This window comes from Lacticaseibacillus brantae DSM 23927 (assembly GCF_001436115.1).
In the GTDB taxonomy this organism is placed as follows: domain Bacteria; phylum Bacillota; class Bacilli; order Lactobacillales; family Lactobacillaceae; genus Lacticaseibacillus; species Lacticaseibacillus brantae.
Genome location: NZ_AYZQ01000001.1, coordinates 622,695 through 637,759 on the forward strand (window position 1 = coordinate 622,695; position 15,065 = coordinate 637,759).

Consider the following 15,065-nt stretch of genomic DNA (forward strand, 5'->3'; position numbering starts at 1 on the left):
AAACAAGTGTGTTATATTTGTCTTTGTGCTATTTACCATCAAATTTTAATTAGGAGTTGTGTATACATGAAGAAATGGCTTGTCGCTTTGACAGGTATGTTTTTGGCATTAACTTTAGCTGGCTGTGCAGGCAGTACAACCATCGCTAACATGAAGGGTGCCAAGATTACCCAGGATGAATACTATAAGGAACTCAAGCAAAGCAGCGCTGGTCAATCCACCTTGCGTAACATGATTGTTACCAAGGCATTGGAAGAACAGTATGGCAGCAAGGTCAAGAGTTCTGAAGTCACCAAGAAGTTCAACGAAGTCAAGAAACAATATGGCTCAAGCTGGTCTGCAACTCTTGAACAAAACGGTTTGACTGAGTCTTCATTCAAGGATCAAATTAAGAGTTCCCTGCTTTTGGCCGCAGCCATCAAGGACCAAAAGAAAGTTACTAATGCTGATTTGAAGAAGCAATTCAAGACATATGAACCAAAGATTACTGTTCAACATATCTTGGTTAAAACCGAAGCCGAAGCTAAAACAATTATTGCTGATTTAGCTAAAGACAACAGTGAAAAGAACTTTGCTGCTTTAGCAAAGAAGAATTCCACTGATTCCGGTACCAAGGACGATGGCGGTAAGTTACCAGCATTTGACAATACCGACACCCAATTGGATTCAACCTTCAAGACAGCCGCATTTAAGTTAAAGCAAGGTCAATACACCACAACCCCTGTTAAGACACAATATGGTTACCACGTCATTCGTTCTATCAAGAACCCTGGTAAGGGCACAATGGCAGAACACAAGAAGGAATTGACCGATCAAATTTACGCCGCTTGGGAAGCTGACACAACCGTGCAGAACCAAGTCATTACGAAGGTCTTGAAGAAGGCTGGCGTTTCCATCAAGGACAACGATTTGAAGAACGTCCTTTCTGGTTACCTCTCATCCTCATCATCATCTAAGTAATACCACAATAAAAAACCTCTAACTGAAAAGTTAGAGGTTTTTTTGTGCGCTGCGACTTACAGGAGTTCAGCGATTAAATCAGTGGCTTGATTCATGAACTGATCAGAGGCTTTAATTTCGGTAATCTTGATCCCCTCTAAGGCCCGTGCCATCAGACCATCAACGTCAATCTTGGTTTCATAGTAACGCGCGCGGTCGGTCTTTGGCCGCGTTTTTGGTGCTGGTGGTGCAAAGATCGTACAGCAATCTTCAAATGGCATAATTGATAAGTCATACGTGTCGATGTCTTCGGCCACGGCAATGATTTCATTCTTATCCATAGTCGCTACCGGACGGATAATTGGCATAGTCGTCACATCGTTGATGGCCGCCATACTTTCCAGGGTTTGTGAGGCCACCTGCCCCACAGATTCCCCATTGAAAATTGCCAGGCCATCGCGTTGTTGTGCGATGGCTTCAGTTAACCGCAACATCATCCGCCGTTGCACTGTCATCAAGTAGCCTTCAGGCACTTTGGCCTTCACTTCTTCTTGAACCTCGGTGAATGGCACTTGGATGAACTTGATGCCACCGACATATGGGGCCAGTTTGGCGGTGAGTTCCTTAGCTTTAGCCAACGCGTTATCACTCGTATAGGGTGGACTGAAGAAATGGACCATTTCAATCTCAACCCCGCGCTTTAAGGCATAGTAGCCAGCTACAGGTGAATCAATCCCACCCGAGAGCATCAGCATGGCCTTACCGGCAGTGCCCACAGGCAGCCCGCCAGCGCCCTTGATGGTCGTGGTGGACAAGAAGATTGCTTCTCGGCGGACTTCAACTCGGAGAATGAAGTCAGGGTCTTTCATTTTAACCACTAAATCTGGCCGGGCATCACTCAAGAAATCTCCCACATCTAGATTCATTGCATTGGTATCCAATTCAAATTCGTGGTCAGAACGACGAGTATTCACTTTATAGGAACTACCCTCAGGCACTGTTTCGTTCATCAGTGCTAAGACTTGTTCGTGAACTTTGGTCATGTCTTTTTCAACGGCCAAACTTGGAGAGAAGCTTTGAATCCCAAAGACTTGGCTTAATCGTGCCATGACTGCGTCAGCATCTTCGCCATTCAGTTCAATATGCAGCCGGTCACGCTTAGGCCGAATCGTTAAGCCTGGGAATTCGTGGAGCGCCTTAGCAACGTTGCCGTTGAGGCGGCCAATGAAGCTCTGGCGGTTCTTACCTTTGGTCGAGAGTTCGCCGTAACGAACCATAATTTCACTATATTGCACGGACAGTTTCCTTTCTGTTCACAGGGTTCAATTTCTGGAAGTCAGCATAAATGGCATCAAAGGCAGCATTAAATGCGTCTGCCTCAGCCACAGTGTTATGTTCATCAAGACTGACCCGAATGGCACTAGTCGCAATACTCTGGCGGACATGCATTGCCGCTAATGTACTGCTTTCAGTCCCCTTCTTGCTACTGCAAGCGCTAGTCGTCGAGATATAAATATCGTGGGTTTCAAAGGCATGAACGGTTGTTTCGCCTCGGACGCCTTCGATGGCAAAACAGAGTACGTGTGGGGCAAAATCATCACTGAGTTGACTAAACATCGTCACGTTATCAAATTGACTGACGTGTTGATAAATCCGTTCCCGGACCGCTTGTTGTTGGGCGACCTTCTTGTCCTCGTCGCTTAATAATAAACGCAGGGCCTTGGCCATAGCCGCAATCGCTGGCGTGTTCTCAGTGCCACTACGCCAATCGTGTTCTTGACCACCACCGGTCAGCAAGGGATCGATCAATCGGCCTTCTTTGGCATAAATAAAACCCGTTCCCCGTGGTGCATGGAACTTATGACCAGAGAAGGTAATGAAATCGACTCGAGGATGACGCAAGGCTTTCATTAAGCCTTTGCCGATGGCTTGAACCGCATCCACATGGAAGTGAATATTAGGGTAGGCTTCAAGTAAATCGCCAATTTCAGCGATTGGCTGCTTGCTGCCAATTTCATTATTCACGCCCATCACGGAGACCAGAATCGTATCTTTACGAATCGCCGCTTTGAGGTCCTCCACGTGAATGAAACCGCGACTATCGACGGGCAAATAGGTCACGTCAAAGCCGAGTTTCTCTAATTGTTTCATTGAATTAATCACTGCTGGATGCTCAATGCTGGTGGTAATTAAGTGTTTGCCGAATTGGCGTTTAGCCATTGCGGTGCCTTTAATAATCCAGTTGTCGCCCTCTGTGCCCCCGCTGGTGAAAAAAATTTCACTTGGCTTGGCCGCAATGAGATCAGCAATCTGATGGCGCGCACTTTGCAACATCTCATCGGCCTTGCCACCCAAGGCATGCAGACTCGAGGGATTAGCAAAGAAATCTTCACTGACTTTACGATAGGTATCGAGCACTTCAGGCAGTGCTTTAGTGGTCGCACTGTTGTCAAAATAAATCATAAGCCGATCCTTTCTTGGTTAAACTACTGAAAAATATTATAACAGAGCTAGCTTCATGTTCAAGGCCAAAATAAAACGCCACCGCTTGCAGGTTTCGCAATCGAGGCGTTCACACTCGTTGTTTAAAATAACGATTCTTGCTTTTGAGACTGATAAATTTCGTCTACTTTTTGGAAACTACCGGGTTCAACTTTTTCAAGCACCGTACCTAAGGTATCAGCAGCTTCTTGATATTGATAGTTGGCAAAAGCCTTTTGAGCTGTCTGAACCGCGGCACTCACTTCAGGTTTCGACAGCTTATAACGATTGGCATATTGTAACAGGGCTTCAGTCATCCCGGCCGCATCAATCTCAACCTGGGTCTTACCAGCTAACTCATCTAAGTCAGCTTGAATCTTGATTAGATTGCGGTTGATCTCGTCCATGTTGATTTTGACTTGATTCAAGTCGTGATCAAGCGCCTGCATCTCATCTGAGACCAACTTATAAAAGTCAAGATAGTCACGATTCAGACCAGGCAGCTGCTGGGCTTCAACCTTGCGTTTCAATTCGCGCAGACTTTGTTCGAATTGATCCAGTTGATGATTGGCTTCTTCTTCGCCTCGCCGTAAACTGGCAACCTGCTCATTGATTGCGACTTGCTTCGTCTCAATTTCTTTCAACTGGGCCTGCCAGACCAGAAAGTCTGCATGGACCTGTGAGAACACAGCCGTTTGACTGGCCAGATGTTCGGCATCTTGATTGAAACCTGTCTCAATTTCACTCAGTTCGTTAGCTAATTCTTGAGCTTGTGTCAGCTCATCATGGGTCAGGGTATAACTTTGGTTCAAGTGGTCTAAATCCAGCAACAATTTGCGGCTTTGTTGTTGCGCATGACCGATAAACTGCCGCAAGGAATCTTGTAATTGCTTAATCTGTTGCTTGGCGGCCATTTCTTGTTCCATCGTTGCATATAACCCATCAATCGCTTCGGCAATATCGGCATTATTAGCTTTAATAGCAGGAACATCGACCTGTTTCAAGAGCAATAAGTTGCCATCGATTTGGCCCTGAATGTCAGCTAATTCCTCGGGAATGTTACGTTCGCCAAATTGATAATGGTCGGCCACCAACGTTTGATAGCCCCGGTCCAACTCACTGACTTGGGCAGGAAACTCATTGACCAATTCGTTCACGCAAGTGGGTAATTCTTTGACGGCGGCTGATAATACGCCAACATCTTGGGTCAAATCCTTCAAAACGTTTTGTGCCGCCAGGTAATCACCCGCTGCGGAGTCGGTTTGCACTTCCGTGATGGCTGAGTCAACAGTTTCTAGCTGGTTCTCAAGCGCTGGTAACGCATCGCCAAAGACAAAACCTTTAGCCAGGATGGTCTTACGGGCACTTTGAAAATCTTCATTAATCTTTTCAAGTTGCTTTTGGTTATCAGCCTCAATCACCCGTAACTGTTGAAATCGTGCGGCAAAACTTGCTCGAGTGGTCTCAGCTTCTGGTAGTGTCTCATTCACAGTCGCTAGCGCCGCACGCGCACTAGGAAATCGATTACCACTGATTGCCGCTTGGGCCTCGACTAACGATTGAGCGACCTGATTTAAGGTGGCTTCAACGAACTGCTGGTACTCGCGCTGTAATTTCGTAAAGGCCTTCAGGCTCTCACCACTTAATTGCAACTGTGTGAGTGCTTGAGTTGTCTGGTCAATATCCGGCGCTTCTAACGCCGCATAACGATCTTGTGCCGCTGTCAATTGTCCGACAAGTCGTTGCCGCATCCAAAAGTAGCCACCAACGATTGCCAGCAGTACGATTAGTCCAATTACTATCCAAATCATTTCTACACCTCTACCTGACGCCACTATTATTTCAGATTGCTTTTTAAAGGTTACTCGCCTAAAATGCCAATAAGTTCTCTTTTCGTTGGCACACTTCTATAGTATCTCAAAAAGCGTCCCAACTTGAAACCATTTTCCGCAAATTAATCCTAGGAGGAACCTGTATGGAACACCTTTCATCCATTATTGTCGACCAGATTGACGCCTTACTCCAAGATGAACACAATTCTGTCACGAACTTGAGCAACGCGGCGGCTTTAATCAATGATACCTTTGATCAGATTAACTGGGCTGGTTTTTACCTATTTAATGGTAGTACCAATGAATTAGACTTAGGGCCTTTCCAAGGCAAGGTTGCCTGCATGCACATTCAGCCAGGTTCCGGCGTTGTGGGAACAAGCTATCAACAGAATAAGCCGATCATCGTGCCTGATGTTCACGCGTTTGCGGGTCATATTGCTTGCGATGCAGCCAGCAATTCTGAAATCGTCGTCCCTGTCACCGTGGATGGCCAGACCGTTGCCATCTTGGACATTGATTCGCCCGCGTTGGATCGCTTTAATGATGAAGATCGGGCCATCTTGGTTGACTTCACCGCCCAATTGGCAAAACACCTTGACGTTAAAGCCTTAACTACGCTATACTAGTCTGCGTGTAAAATAATGCAGCAGTGAACGGTATGTTCGGCTCCAGTTATCCACCCTTTCGAGGGAAAAGTAGTAACCGCGGCTGCAAAGGTGAACCTGCAGGCTAACTGCCCGAGTACTAAATTCACAATTTCGTTATTTTACTCCAATAAAATATTTGGAGGAAACTCAATATGTCACGTTATACTGGCCCACGTTGGAAGCAATCCCGGCGTTTAGGTTTATCACTTTCAGGTACTGGTAAGGAATTAGCTCGTCGTCCTTACGCTCCAGGCCCTCATGGTCCTAACAGCCGTCGTAAGCTTTCTGAATACGGCATGCAATTACGCGAAAAGCAAAAGTTACGTTGGATGTACGGCTTAAACGAACGCCAATTCCAAAACCTTTTCTTACGTGCTGGTAAGATTCAAGAAGGTACCCACGGGGAAAACTTCATGATCTTGCTTGAAACTCGTTTGGACAACTTGGTATACCGTCTCGGTTTAGCAAGCTCACGTCCACAAGCACGCCAATTGGTTAACCATGGTCACATCTTAGTTGATGGCAAGCGCGTTGATATCCCTTCATACGAAGTATCAATTGGCCAAGTAATCAGTTTACGTGAACGTTCACAAAACTTAGTTGTCGTTAACGCTGCGATTGAAGGCACAGTTTCACGCCCTGCATACGTCACCTTCGACGATACTAAGAAGGAAGGTTCATTAGTTCGTTTACCTCAACGTGAAGAACTCGAACCAGAAATCGATGAAGCCTTAGTTGTTGAATACTACAACCAAAAGCTTTAATCATTTCACCTATTTCGTCTTTGGCGAAATCAAAAACACCCTCACCTTTTTGGCGGGGGTGTTTTTGTGTGCTCAAGATTCAAAAATTCTTATGATAGTGGCTGGATTTAACGTCGACTCATTGCAGCACCCGCGACTTGCAGTATACTTAAAAAGTTCAATGAACAACATATAATAATTATTGGAGCGATTCAACATGATCTCTAAAGAATTGAAGGTTCGCCTTGATACTTTCGTCGACGCCATCCTCGCTATCATTATTACGATTATGGCGTTGGAGTTACCCGCCGCCAGTTGGGCGAATCACGGTAACATTCTCACCTTTCTTCTCGCGGTCGCCGTCTATGCGGTTAGTTTCTGTTTCGTTGCAAATATCTGGTACCAACAAGCCACACTCTTCAGCACAGTGAATGTGATTCCTCGAAGGGTCGTGCTGCTTGAATTTCTACTGACCTTTCTACTCTCACTGGTACCACCACTCACCCGGCTCATGTCTGGTGATGTCGAGAACCTCAGTGTGATGTTGTACGGCGCATTGTATTTGCTGATTACATTGGTCTTTCGTTATATCGCCGAGACTGTCGTCCATCAACAAACTGACGACAAAGACCGCATGCATGAAATCTATACCAGTATTTACGGGCAGCATAATCTAGAAAATAGTATTCTACTAGCTGGCCTCATCGGCTTAGCGTTCTTTTGGCCCTGGGTCGCCTATATACTTTACTTGATTATTCCGATTCGATCTTTTTTAACGATTGATGACGACCAGCGCGAGTTAACAGCCATCACCGATATGGAACCTTCCGGGCAGAAATCCTATTTGGATATGACCCACACACAGCAAACCCAGTTTCGTCATCTAATCGGCCGCTATGTGCGCGATACTCGCCGAGCAAAAGATCAAACTTCTAGAGAGGCCGCATGGCGGACTTTCTCTGATACGGCTCAAAAGCAGTTTGACATCAGTGCGTCCCAACTCGCTCAGTGGTTTCGAGCAACTTCACAAGAGGCGATGCGCCCAGAAGGCAATCAAGCGGATAATGGGCGCCGAACACGTACACGTCCCGCATCCAAATCTTAACCGGACCGTCCATATAGCAAAAGCACCCTCACAAAATTTGTGGGGGTGCTTTTGCTATTTAAGGCTAGGAGAACTAAATTTTCACCAATGCGCTAACCAAAGACTAGGATATTTCACACACTTATACACTGAAATTCACTGACTTTAGGTTATTTATTTCGAATCTGGAATGAACAATCACTTTATGGATAATAACCCAATTAATGCTGAGGGCGAAAACAACTGTCAGCGTTAAAAAGAATCAGAAGATTTTGAGCCTTTACTGTCTTTTAACTGTTTAATTGGGCCGACACAACCGCCCTATCGGCGCAATCAGGCCTGTTTGGTTGGATAATATGCAGGACTTGTGCGGCCTTTGAAATTGTCCCCTCTTCTGCAATGGTCCAAAAATATCGTAGCGTGTGCAACTCCATTAACACGCCCCCTTTTGTCCATTTAAGCGTATTGTTTTTAACGGCCTCTGTCACACAAAAAAAGTATCGCAACCCACGGGCTACGACACTTCGATTAGATTTCTTCTAAGGCATCAGCATCCAGAATTGTGACGCTTTGGCGCTCGCGCCGAATCAGGCCGCTAATCTGAAATTGTTTGAGCTTTCGGGATAACGTTTCAGGCGTCGTCCCCAGATGGGTAGCTAATTCTCGCATTTTCATCGGGATGACCACGTTGTCGGCGTTACTGGCTTTGCGTAAATCCAACAAGTAACTTGCCAGCCGCTCTTCCACCCGTGCCATGGAAAGAAATTGAGCCTGTTGTTCAACGCCCAACATTTTATTGGCATTGATCGCCAACAACTTCAAACTGATTTCCGGATATTGACGTAATAGCTGTTGAAAATCAGCTTGTCTAAGCACACAAATTTCTGTGGGCTGCAGGGCCTCGCTAAACAAGCTGTCATTACTGGCGCCAAACAAGACGTTTTCGCCTTCATAACCACCAGGCTCGACAACTCGCAGCAATTGTTCGTGACCGGAGGCTGACAACTGATAAACTTTCATACTCCCCCGGGCCACAATGACTAAACGCGGATCAGTGTCGGGCGCGAGAATCTGACTGCCTTGTTGCACCTGTTGATGAGAGACCAGCTGATTAACCTTGTCTTGGTCAGCTTCCGGTAAATGGTTGAATAGTGGCACCAAAGTCACACAGTGATGTTGTTCGGTCATTAGTCTCTCTCCTAATCAGTCGTCTTCATCTTCATCATCCAGGCCTTCGCGGACGTCGTGGCCCAGAAACAATTGGATTTGTTGCCGCTGATGTTTCAACCAGCCCTCCAGTTGGCGCAAAAAGACCGCAAGCGCAAACTTGTTCTCCTTATCGGCCAACGCAATGCCGCGCGTGACGAACATCAGCTGATCATCGATAGCCTTGGCGAGGTCAAATAAGACTGTCTCAGCGTCTGCATACTTCAAAGCACCATCTTCATGGAGAAAAGTATAGGCTAAGAATTCGGTCGTTGTCGTCGGAATGGCTTCACCTTCATCTAACATCAATTGATTCAGTTCGTCAAATTGGTCTTGGGTCTCGTGATACATCGAGCTCAAAGCCTGATTAGCGAAGAGTTGCGCGTTGCCACTGAGTGTCAGCCGGGCCTGATTAAGTTTCAATTGTTGCAGCAATAAGTTACTCAGAATATGGCCAATCATTGCCCCAGCGGTTGGGGTATGGTGGTCGACTTCGACTTGGGCTTGTTCAATGGCATAAAGTTCATCTGCAGTCCTCATGATTTTCCTCCTAGATGGCTTTGACTTTAACATTTTGGACGTCGTACCCTAGTTGCTCGATGGCCGTTTTTAGCGTGTCTGCCGAGGTCAACTGATCGTCGTACTCTGTTTTGACTTTACTAGCATTGAATAAGACTTTGACAGAATTGACACCGGCCTGATTCGCCACAGCGTGCTCGATTTTTTGCATGCAGCTGGGGCATGTCAAGGCACCTAACTGTAAAATTGCTTTTTCCATAGGATAACCTGCTTTCATTTTTTTCTTTAGTCTAACTGGCGATCGGCAACCTGTAATTGACGGTCGTCAAGTTTTTGTTTTGGGGCTAATAATCTCAGCGCGTTGACTGTAACCAGCAAAATCGAGACTTCATGAACAAACATGCCGCTTCCCATATTGACTTGTCCTAAAACCAAGCCGACAAATAAAAGCGCCACGGTGGCTAGGGCCAAGCCAATATTTTCCTGCATATTAGCCACGGTTTTCTTGGTCAGGCCAAAGGCGACCACTAGTTGACGGAAGTTTGATTGAATGAGGACAACATCGGAAGTTTCCACTGCCACATCGGTCCCGCTGCCCATGGCAATACCAATATCAGCCCGGGCAATTGACGGACTATCATTAATCCCATCGCCCACAAACGCGACCACGTGCCCCTGGGCTTGCAACTGGCGCACATAGTCCGCTTTAGCCTCAGGCAATAAATCACCTTGGACCGTGTCTAAACCAGCCGCAAGTCCAATCTGATCAGCAGTCACTTGATTGTCTCCCGTGAGCATAATCAGTTGTTGGGCTCCCATTTGACGCAATTGCCGCAAACTCTCAGGGACTTCCGGGCGCAATTGATCTTTGATGCCAATTATCAACTGTAATTGCGCGCCGGTTGCAACGAGGACAACTGAATGACCCGTGTCTTGTAAGGCCTTTAAATCATATTGTTGACTTTGATTCAAAGCTACACCAAATTGCCTCATCAAAGCTGAATTGCCGACCAAATATGGCACAGCGTCAACGTTTGCGACGACCCCTTTCCCCTGGATCACCTGGGTATCGGTCACGGTTTGTTTCACAGCTGGTGCGTAAGCAATAATGGCCTGGCCTAGCGGATGATCACTTTCACGTTCAATATTCGCCACGGCCGCCAGCATTGTAGCTTCATCTTGACCGTACGTCTTAACGCTGGCGACTTTGGGCCGGCCATAGGTCAACGTCCCTGTTTTATCGAAGACAAACGTATCAACGTGTTTAAACGTCGCCATTACCTCACCGCCTTTAAGCAAGATTCCTTGCTTGGCGCCCTGACCAACCCCAGCCACATTAGCAACCGGCACACCAATAACCAGTGCCCCTGGGCAACCCAACACTAAGATTGTGATTGCCAGCCGGACATCACGACTCATGAGTCCCACAATCAAGGCAATCACCAACACAATTGGCGTATAGTAAGTCGCAAACTTGTCAATGAGGCGTTCGACACTGGATTTGGCATCCTGGGCTTCTTCAACCAGTTCAATAATTTTACCAAAAGTGGTATCCTCACCGACTTTTTCTGCGGCGACTTCAAGTGTCCCATTATCTAGGATTGCGCCAGCAAAAACCTGCTCACCAACACCCTTGTGCATCGGTTTGGCCTCACCGGTAATACTGGCCTCGTTTACATAGCCACTTCCTTTGACAATGTGACCATCGACTGGGACCTGCCCCCCTGTCTTCACAAGCATCACGTCGCCAGGATCAACATCGTCAATATCGATTGTTTGATGTCCTGATTCGGTGATTAAAATGGCTTGTGCGGGTGCCATTTGCGTCAAAGTGCCAATCGCCGACCGCGTTTTTTCCATGGTTTTTTGTTCTAAAAACGCCCCGAGCAAGAATAAAAACGTGACGATGGCCGACTCATTGTTTTCACCAATCATCACAGCGCCAATCACAGCGACGCTAACCAGTAAATCGATACTAATCACCTTGACTCGCAGTGCCGACCACGCTTGTAACCCAATCGGTAAAAAGCCAATGAGTGACGCAACTAACATTAAGATTTGATACCCGGCTTGCCACCGCAAACCATACTGACCGATTGTTGCTAGTACAATCAAGCTACCCACCACGACAATCAGTGTTTGTCGATGCTTTTGTAACTGGGGTAATAATTTCATCTGCCCGACCTCCTGTATAAACCCTACATTAATCGAGAACAGCCCGAATGAAATTGACGCGGATCAAGACCACAAAAAAAGAACGTCCTGAGGCGTTCTTTTTGGAGGTTAAGCGGTGGGATCAATCATCGTTAATTGAATCCGTTCGCGGTTGAGGTCGACTGAATCAATCCAGACATCCACAATGTCGCCAACGGCAACGACTGTTTTGGGATCACGAATAAAACGATTGGTCATCTTGGACACGTGGACCAACCCGTCATGTTTCACACCAATATCGACAAAAGCACCAAAGTCGACCACATTACGCACGGTCCCTTCAAGCTTCATACCAGGTTTCAAGTCTTCCATGGTTAAGACGTCCTTACGTAACAGCGGGCGGGCTAAACTGTCTCGCAAATCGCGACCGGGCGTTTGTAAGCTGGTCATAATATCATTGACAGTTTCACGTCCAACCCCCGATTCAAGGATTGGCGTTAAATCGACGGTCTTCAATTCAGCAACCGCCTTCGCATCCCCTAAATCACTTGGCTTGACGCCAGCGGCAGCCAAGACCTGCTTAGCCACGGGATAACTTTCCGGATGAATATCGGTATTGTCCAACGGATTCTTACCGCCAATGATTCGCAAGAACCCAACTGATTGTTCGAACGCTTTAGGTCCCAAACGGGGCACCTTCTTAAGTTCACTGCGACTATTATAACGACCATTCTCATCACGATAATGGACAATGTTTGCAGCAATGGTCTTAGACAACCCCGAAATCCGGGCAAGCAATTGATAGCTAGCCGTATTCAGATTAACGCCGACGCGATTAACGGCCCGTTCAACAACGACATCAACCTCACCTGACAAGTCTTTTTTGGGCAGATCATGCTGATACTGGCCGACGCCAACTGACTCTGGATCGATTTTAACGAGTTCAGCCAGCGGATCTTGCAATCGGCGGGCAATACTAATCGCGCTGCGCTGCTCGACTTGCAAATCTGGAAATTCATCCCGAGCTTCTTGACTGGCTGAGTACACAGAAGCGCCAGCCTCATTAACAATCACAAAGTAAACTTCACGCTTAACCTGCTTCAGGGTTTCGGCAACAAATTCTTCAGACTCCCGGCTAGCTGTCCCATTACCGATGGCAATCATGGTGACGTGGTATTGCTCCAGCAGCTTAATCAACTCACCAGCAGCTGCTTTGCGTTTGCCTTCAGGAGCAGGCTTATGTGGATAAATCACTGCCTTAGTCAAAAACTTACCATTTTCATCGACGACGGCCAATTTACAGCCGGTCCGATACGCCGGATCAAAACCTAAGACCACCTGGCCTTTCATGGGGGCCTGCATCAAAAGATTATACAAATTTTGACCAAACACCTTGATGGACTGGGTTTCAGCCTGGCTAGTCAGAGTATTGCGCACTTCCCGCTCAATCGCAGGCCCGATGAAACGTTTATACGCATCTTCATAGGCGGATTGAATAAAAGCCGTCGCCGCTGAATCAGGATGTTGGCCAATGAGGCGGAAATGCAGATAATTCATGATGGGATCAAGGTCAACCGCGACCTTCACTGACAAGATTTTGTCCTTTTCGCCCCGATTAATCGCCAATGTGCGGGTAGCTGACATTTTCTCAACGGTTTCTTCAAAATCATAGAACTGTTGGTACACACCCTTTTCATCCAGGGGTTTACCCTTTGGTTTCACAGTGGTCACAATCTTGCCTGTGCGTAGTGTAGTATTTCGCACCCAATTGCGAATAGTGGCAACTTCACTGAAGGTTTCGGCCAGAATTTCATGCGTGCCCGACACAACGGCTTCCACATCTGGCAATTCTTGATTTGGATTGATAAACGTCTGCGCTTTATCCGTCAGGTTACCGGCTGGAAAAGTCAAAATCCATTGGGCAAACGGCTCCAGACCGCGAGCTTTAGCAATCATCGCTTTGGTTTGGCGTTTTTGCTTATATGGCAGATAAATATCTTCAACATCCTGTAGCGTGGTACTAGCCTTAATCTGAGCTTCTAATTTAGGCGTCAACTCGCCTTGGTCAGTGATACTTTTAATGACTGCGGCTTGCCGTTCTTGCAAGGCGGTCGCTTGTTTAAAGGCGACTTCAATTGCTTGAATCTGAACTTCATCCAGACTACCGGTCATTTCTTTCCGGTACCGCGCGATAAACGGCACGGTGTTACCGTCTTGCATCAAATCCAGGACGGCCTTAATTTGTTTGGGGGCAATATCAGCCACCCGATCATGGACTAAATTTAGCGTTTTTTGTTCAACCACACATTTTCCCTCACAATATTCTTTATCGTTAAACTTGCATTGCCGCGTATAGCGGTGCTATGGCCGCAACGCGATTTTGAATCTCAGTCCACAGCACTGCTGGCGTTTCAAACAGGGCATCAGACTTCAAGTAGGTCTGACCAATTAGCCATTCACCGCTGTTAGTGGTTTGATAATGCTGGCTGATAGACTGATAACTAGCCTCAGTCAATGGCTCAGCAGCCTTCTTCATATGATTACCTGAAACCTGCCAATCCGGACCCAACGCTTGAACAAGTGGCCACCACGCATCAAATTGTGGGTGATACTGAGGTTTGGTCTCAACTAGTAGAGCCGCCCAGATGAACAGACGGTCATCCCAGAAACCCACCTCGATATGCGGACCCATTTTGTAGCCACGTCGATTCGCTGAAATGGCTAGCCATGTGTCCGTTGGTGGATTCTTGTGGCGGCGCAGGTGCTTGGCCATGTGAAAATACTGCTCTGGCATGGTGTTCTCGGCGGTTAATCGCGGTATCAACAGGGCGCCAAGTGTCTCGAACTTTGGATCCAGTATCGTTTGGATTTTACCCAGGCGACCGGCGAGTGTTTGGTCGTTAAAAATATCGAAATCTGTTACACTGAACACGAGAGCTCATCCTTTCTCAAATACTGTCCTGGAGGGATTTTTTATGGCTGATGATGATTTACAAGCACATTTAAATAAAAGTATTTATGGGACTCCCCAAACGAACCCCGATGAACGCCGGCGTTATCTGGGCTCACTGCGAGAACGCGTTGTGTTGGAAATTTCGAACACGGATATTGTTAAACCTGACGTCCTAACCGCTTTTCAAACGGCGCTACCGCAATATGTTCAACCTACTTACCAAGCATTAATCAATGGTAAGCAGGGACCAGATGTGACCGCACCTTTCATCAAGGCCGTTAATGATGCCGGTCTCAAGTTCACCCTCGTCAATGACGACACCGCCAGTCTTGACCCCTCTTATCCAGGACTGCTAATTGTGGCACCAGATGCCATCAATCATGATGACATCAGCTTGCCAGCCACTGACACACCGAGTGAGTCCACGGCCAAAGATAGTCATCCTCTTGATATTTTCCACCTTTTTGATAAGAAATAACAGACAAAATCCCAACTCAGTATTCTGAG

Annotated in this window: 14 protein-coding genes and 1 pseudogene; 5 read left to right on the forward strand and 10 right to left on the reverse strand. The window is 46.8% G+C overall.

Annotated elements, in window-relative coordinates:
- Nucleotides 1-66: 66 nt before the first annotated feature.
- Nucleotides 67-960 carry a peptidylprolyl isomerase PrsA gene (locus FC34_RS03065; protein WP_057893910.1) on the forward strand — a complete coding sequence of 298 codons (894 nt, stop codon included), beginning with the start codon at nucleotides 67-69 and terminating at the stop codon, nucleotides 958-960.
- A 56-nt stretch (nucleotides 961-1,016) separates the two neighbouring features.
- Here the strand turns inward: FC34_RS03065 and thiI are convergent, their stop codons facing one another.
- From thiI to ezrA, 3 genes are all read right to left on the reverse strand, one after another.
- Nucleotides 1,017-2,234, reverse strand: coding sequence for a tRNA uracil 4-sulfurtransferase ThiI (thiI, locus tag FC34_RS03070; RefSeq protein ID WP_057893911.1), 1,218 nt, complete (start codon nucleotides 2,232-2,234; stop codon nucleotides 1,017-1,019).
- Entirely contained in the window at nucleotides 2,224-3,402 is a 1,179-nt protein-coding gene (locus FC34_RS03075; RefSeq protein ID WP_057893912.1) for a cysteine desulfurase family protein, read from the reverse strand. Before FC34_RS03075 ends, thiI begins: the two co-directional genes overlap by 11 nt.
- A 122-nt stretch (nucleotides 3,403-3,524) precedes the next feature.
- Nucleotides 3,525-5,231, reverse strand: a complete 1,707-nt coding sequence (ezrA, locus tag FC34_RS03080) for a septation ring formation regulator EzrA (RefSeq protein ID WP_057893913.1) — start codon at nucleotides 5,229-5,231, stop codon at nucleotides 3,525-3,527.
- 164 nt (nucleotides 5,232-5,395) lie between these two features.
- Between ezrA and FC34_RS03085 the strand changes: the two genes are divergently transcribed.
- The 3 genes from FC34_RS03085 to FC34_RS03095 all read left to right on the forward strand — a co-directional run bounded on the left by FC34_RS03085 (nucleotide 5,396) and on the right by FC34_RS03095 (nucleotide 7,747).
- Complete coding sequence (locus FC34_RS03085; protein WP_057893914.1) at nucleotides 5,396-5,878, forward strand: GAF domain-containing protein; 483 nt, start codon at nucleotides 5,396-5,398, stop codon at nucleotides 5,876-5,878.
- A 173-nt stretch (nucleotides 5,879-6,051) separates the two neighbouring features.
- Nucleotides 6,052-6,663, forward strand: a complete 612-nt coding sequence (rpsD, locus tag FC34_RS03090) for a 30S ribosomal protein S4 (protein ID WP_057893915.1) — start codon at nucleotides 6,052-6,054, stop codon at nucleotides 6,661-6,663.
- A 196-nt stretch (nucleotides 6,664-6,859) separates the two neighbouring features.
- Nucleotides 6,860-7,747, forward strand: a complete 888-nt coding sequence (locus tag FC34_RS03095; RefSeq protein ID WP_083479212.1) for a TMEM175 family protein — start codon at nucleotides 6,860-6,862, stop codon at nucleotides 7,745-7,747.
- A gap of 323 nt (nucleotides 7,748-8,070) precedes the next feature.
- On the opposite strand, the pseudogene FC34_RS09785 reads toward FC34_RS03095, so the two are convergent.
- The 7 genes and pseudogenes from FC34_RS09785 to FC34_RS03125 all read right to left on the reverse strand — a co-directional run.
- Nucleotides 8,071-8,160, reverse strand: a pseudogene (locus FC34_RS09785) (LysR family transcriptional regulator); the annotation flags it as partial.
- Between the two features lie 94 nt (nucleotides 8,161-8,254).
- On the reverse strand, nucleotides 8,255-8,914 hold the full coding sequence (locus FC34_RS03100) for a Crp/Fnr family transcriptional regulator (RefSeq protein WP_057893916.1): 660 nt from the start codon (nucleotides 8,912-8,914) through the stop codon (nucleotides 8,255-8,257).
- Nucleotides 8,915-8,929: 15 nt separating this feature from the next.
- Complete coding sequence (locus FC34_RS03105) at nucleotides 8,930-9,472, reverse strand: ferritin family protein (RefSeq protein ID WP_057893917.1); 543 nt, start codon at nucleotides 9,470-9,472, stop codon at nucleotides 8,930-8,932.
- A gap of 10 nt (nucleotides 9,473-9,482) precedes the next feature.
- A complete protein-coding gene (locus FC34_RS03110) occupies nucleotides 9,483-9,710 on the reverse strand; it encodes a heavy-metal-associated domain-containing protein (protein ID WP_057893918.1) in 228 nt (75 codons plus the stop codon).
- A 26-nt stretch (nucleotides 9,711-9,736) separates the two neighbouring features.
- Nucleotides 9,737-11,626, reverse strand: coding sequence for a heavy metal translocating P-type ATPase (locus FC34_RS03115; RefSeq protein ID WP_057893919.1), 1,890 nt, complete (start codon nucleotides 11,624-11,626; stop codon nucleotides 9,737-9,739).
- Between the two features lie 108 nt (nucleotides 11,627-11,734).
- Nucleotides 11,735-13,909, reverse strand: coding sequence for a Tex family protein (locus FC34_RS03120; protein WP_057893920.1), 2,175 nt, complete (start codon nucleotides 13,907-13,909; stop codon nucleotides 11,735-11,737).
- A 28-nt stretch (nucleotides 13,910-13,937) separates the two neighbouring features.
- On the reverse strand, nucleotides 13,938-14,537 hold the full coding sequence (locus tag FC34_RS03125) for a DUF1054 family protein (RefSeq protein ID WP_057893921.1): 600 nt from the start codon (nucleotides 14,535-14,537) through the stop codon (nucleotides 13,938-13,940).
- Nucleotides 14,538-14,580: 43 nt separating this feature from the next.
- Here FC34_RS03125 and FC34_RS03130 point away from each other — a divergent pair, with 43 nt between their 5' ends.
- A complete protein-coding gene (locus tag FC34_RS03130) occupies nucleotides 14,581-15,036 on the forward strand; it encodes a YueI family protein (protein ID WP_057893922.1) in 456 nt (151 codons plus the stop codon).
- Nucleotides 15,037-15,065 lie beyond the last annotated feature (29 nt).

Bases quoted from the DNA above. Each gene is read 5' to 3' on its own strand.
- FC34_RS03065 (WP_057893910.1), top strand. From the start codon at position 67: ATGAAGAAATGGCTTGTCGCTTTGACAGGTATGTTTTTGGCATTAACT.
- FC34_RS03075 (WP_057893912.1), bottom strand. From the start codon at position 3,402: ATGATTTATTTTGACAACAGTGCGACCACTAAAGCACTGCCTGAAGTG.
- ezrA (WP_057893913.1), bottom strand. From the start codon at position 5,231: ATGATTTGGATAGTAATTGGACTAATCGTACTGCTGGCAATCGTTGGT.
- FC34_RS03085 (WP_057893914.1), top strand. From the start codon at position 5,396: ATGGAACACCTTTCATCCATTATTGTCGACCAGATTGACGCCTTACTC.
- rpsD (WP_057893915.1), top strand. From the start codon at position 6,052: ATGTCACGTTATACTGGCCCACGTTGGAAGCAATCCCGGCGTTTAGGT.
- FC34_RS03095 (WP_083479212.1), top strand. From the start codon at position 6,860: ATGATCTCTAAAGAATTGAAGGTTCGCCTTGATACTTTCGTCGACGCC.
- FC34_RS03100 (WP_057893916.1), bottom strand. From the start codon at position 8,914: ATGACCGAACAACATCACTGTGTGACTTTGGTGCCACTATTCAACCAT.
- FC34_RS03105 (WP_057893917.1), bottom strand. From the start codon at position 9,472: ATGAGGACTGCAGATGAACTTTATGCCATTGAACAAGCCCAAGTCGAA.
- FC34_RS03110 (WP_057893918.1), bottom strand. From the start codon at position 9,710: ATGGAAAAAGCAATTTTACAGTTAGGTGCCTTGACATGCCCCAGCTGC.
- FC34_RS03115 (WP_057893919.1), bottom strand. From the start codon at position 11,626: ATGAAATTATTACCCCAGTTACAAAAGCATCGACAAACACTGATTGTC.
- FC34_RS03130 (WP_057893922.1), top strand. From the start codon at position 14,581: ATGGCTGATGATGATTTACAAGCACATTTAAATAAAAGTATTTATGGG.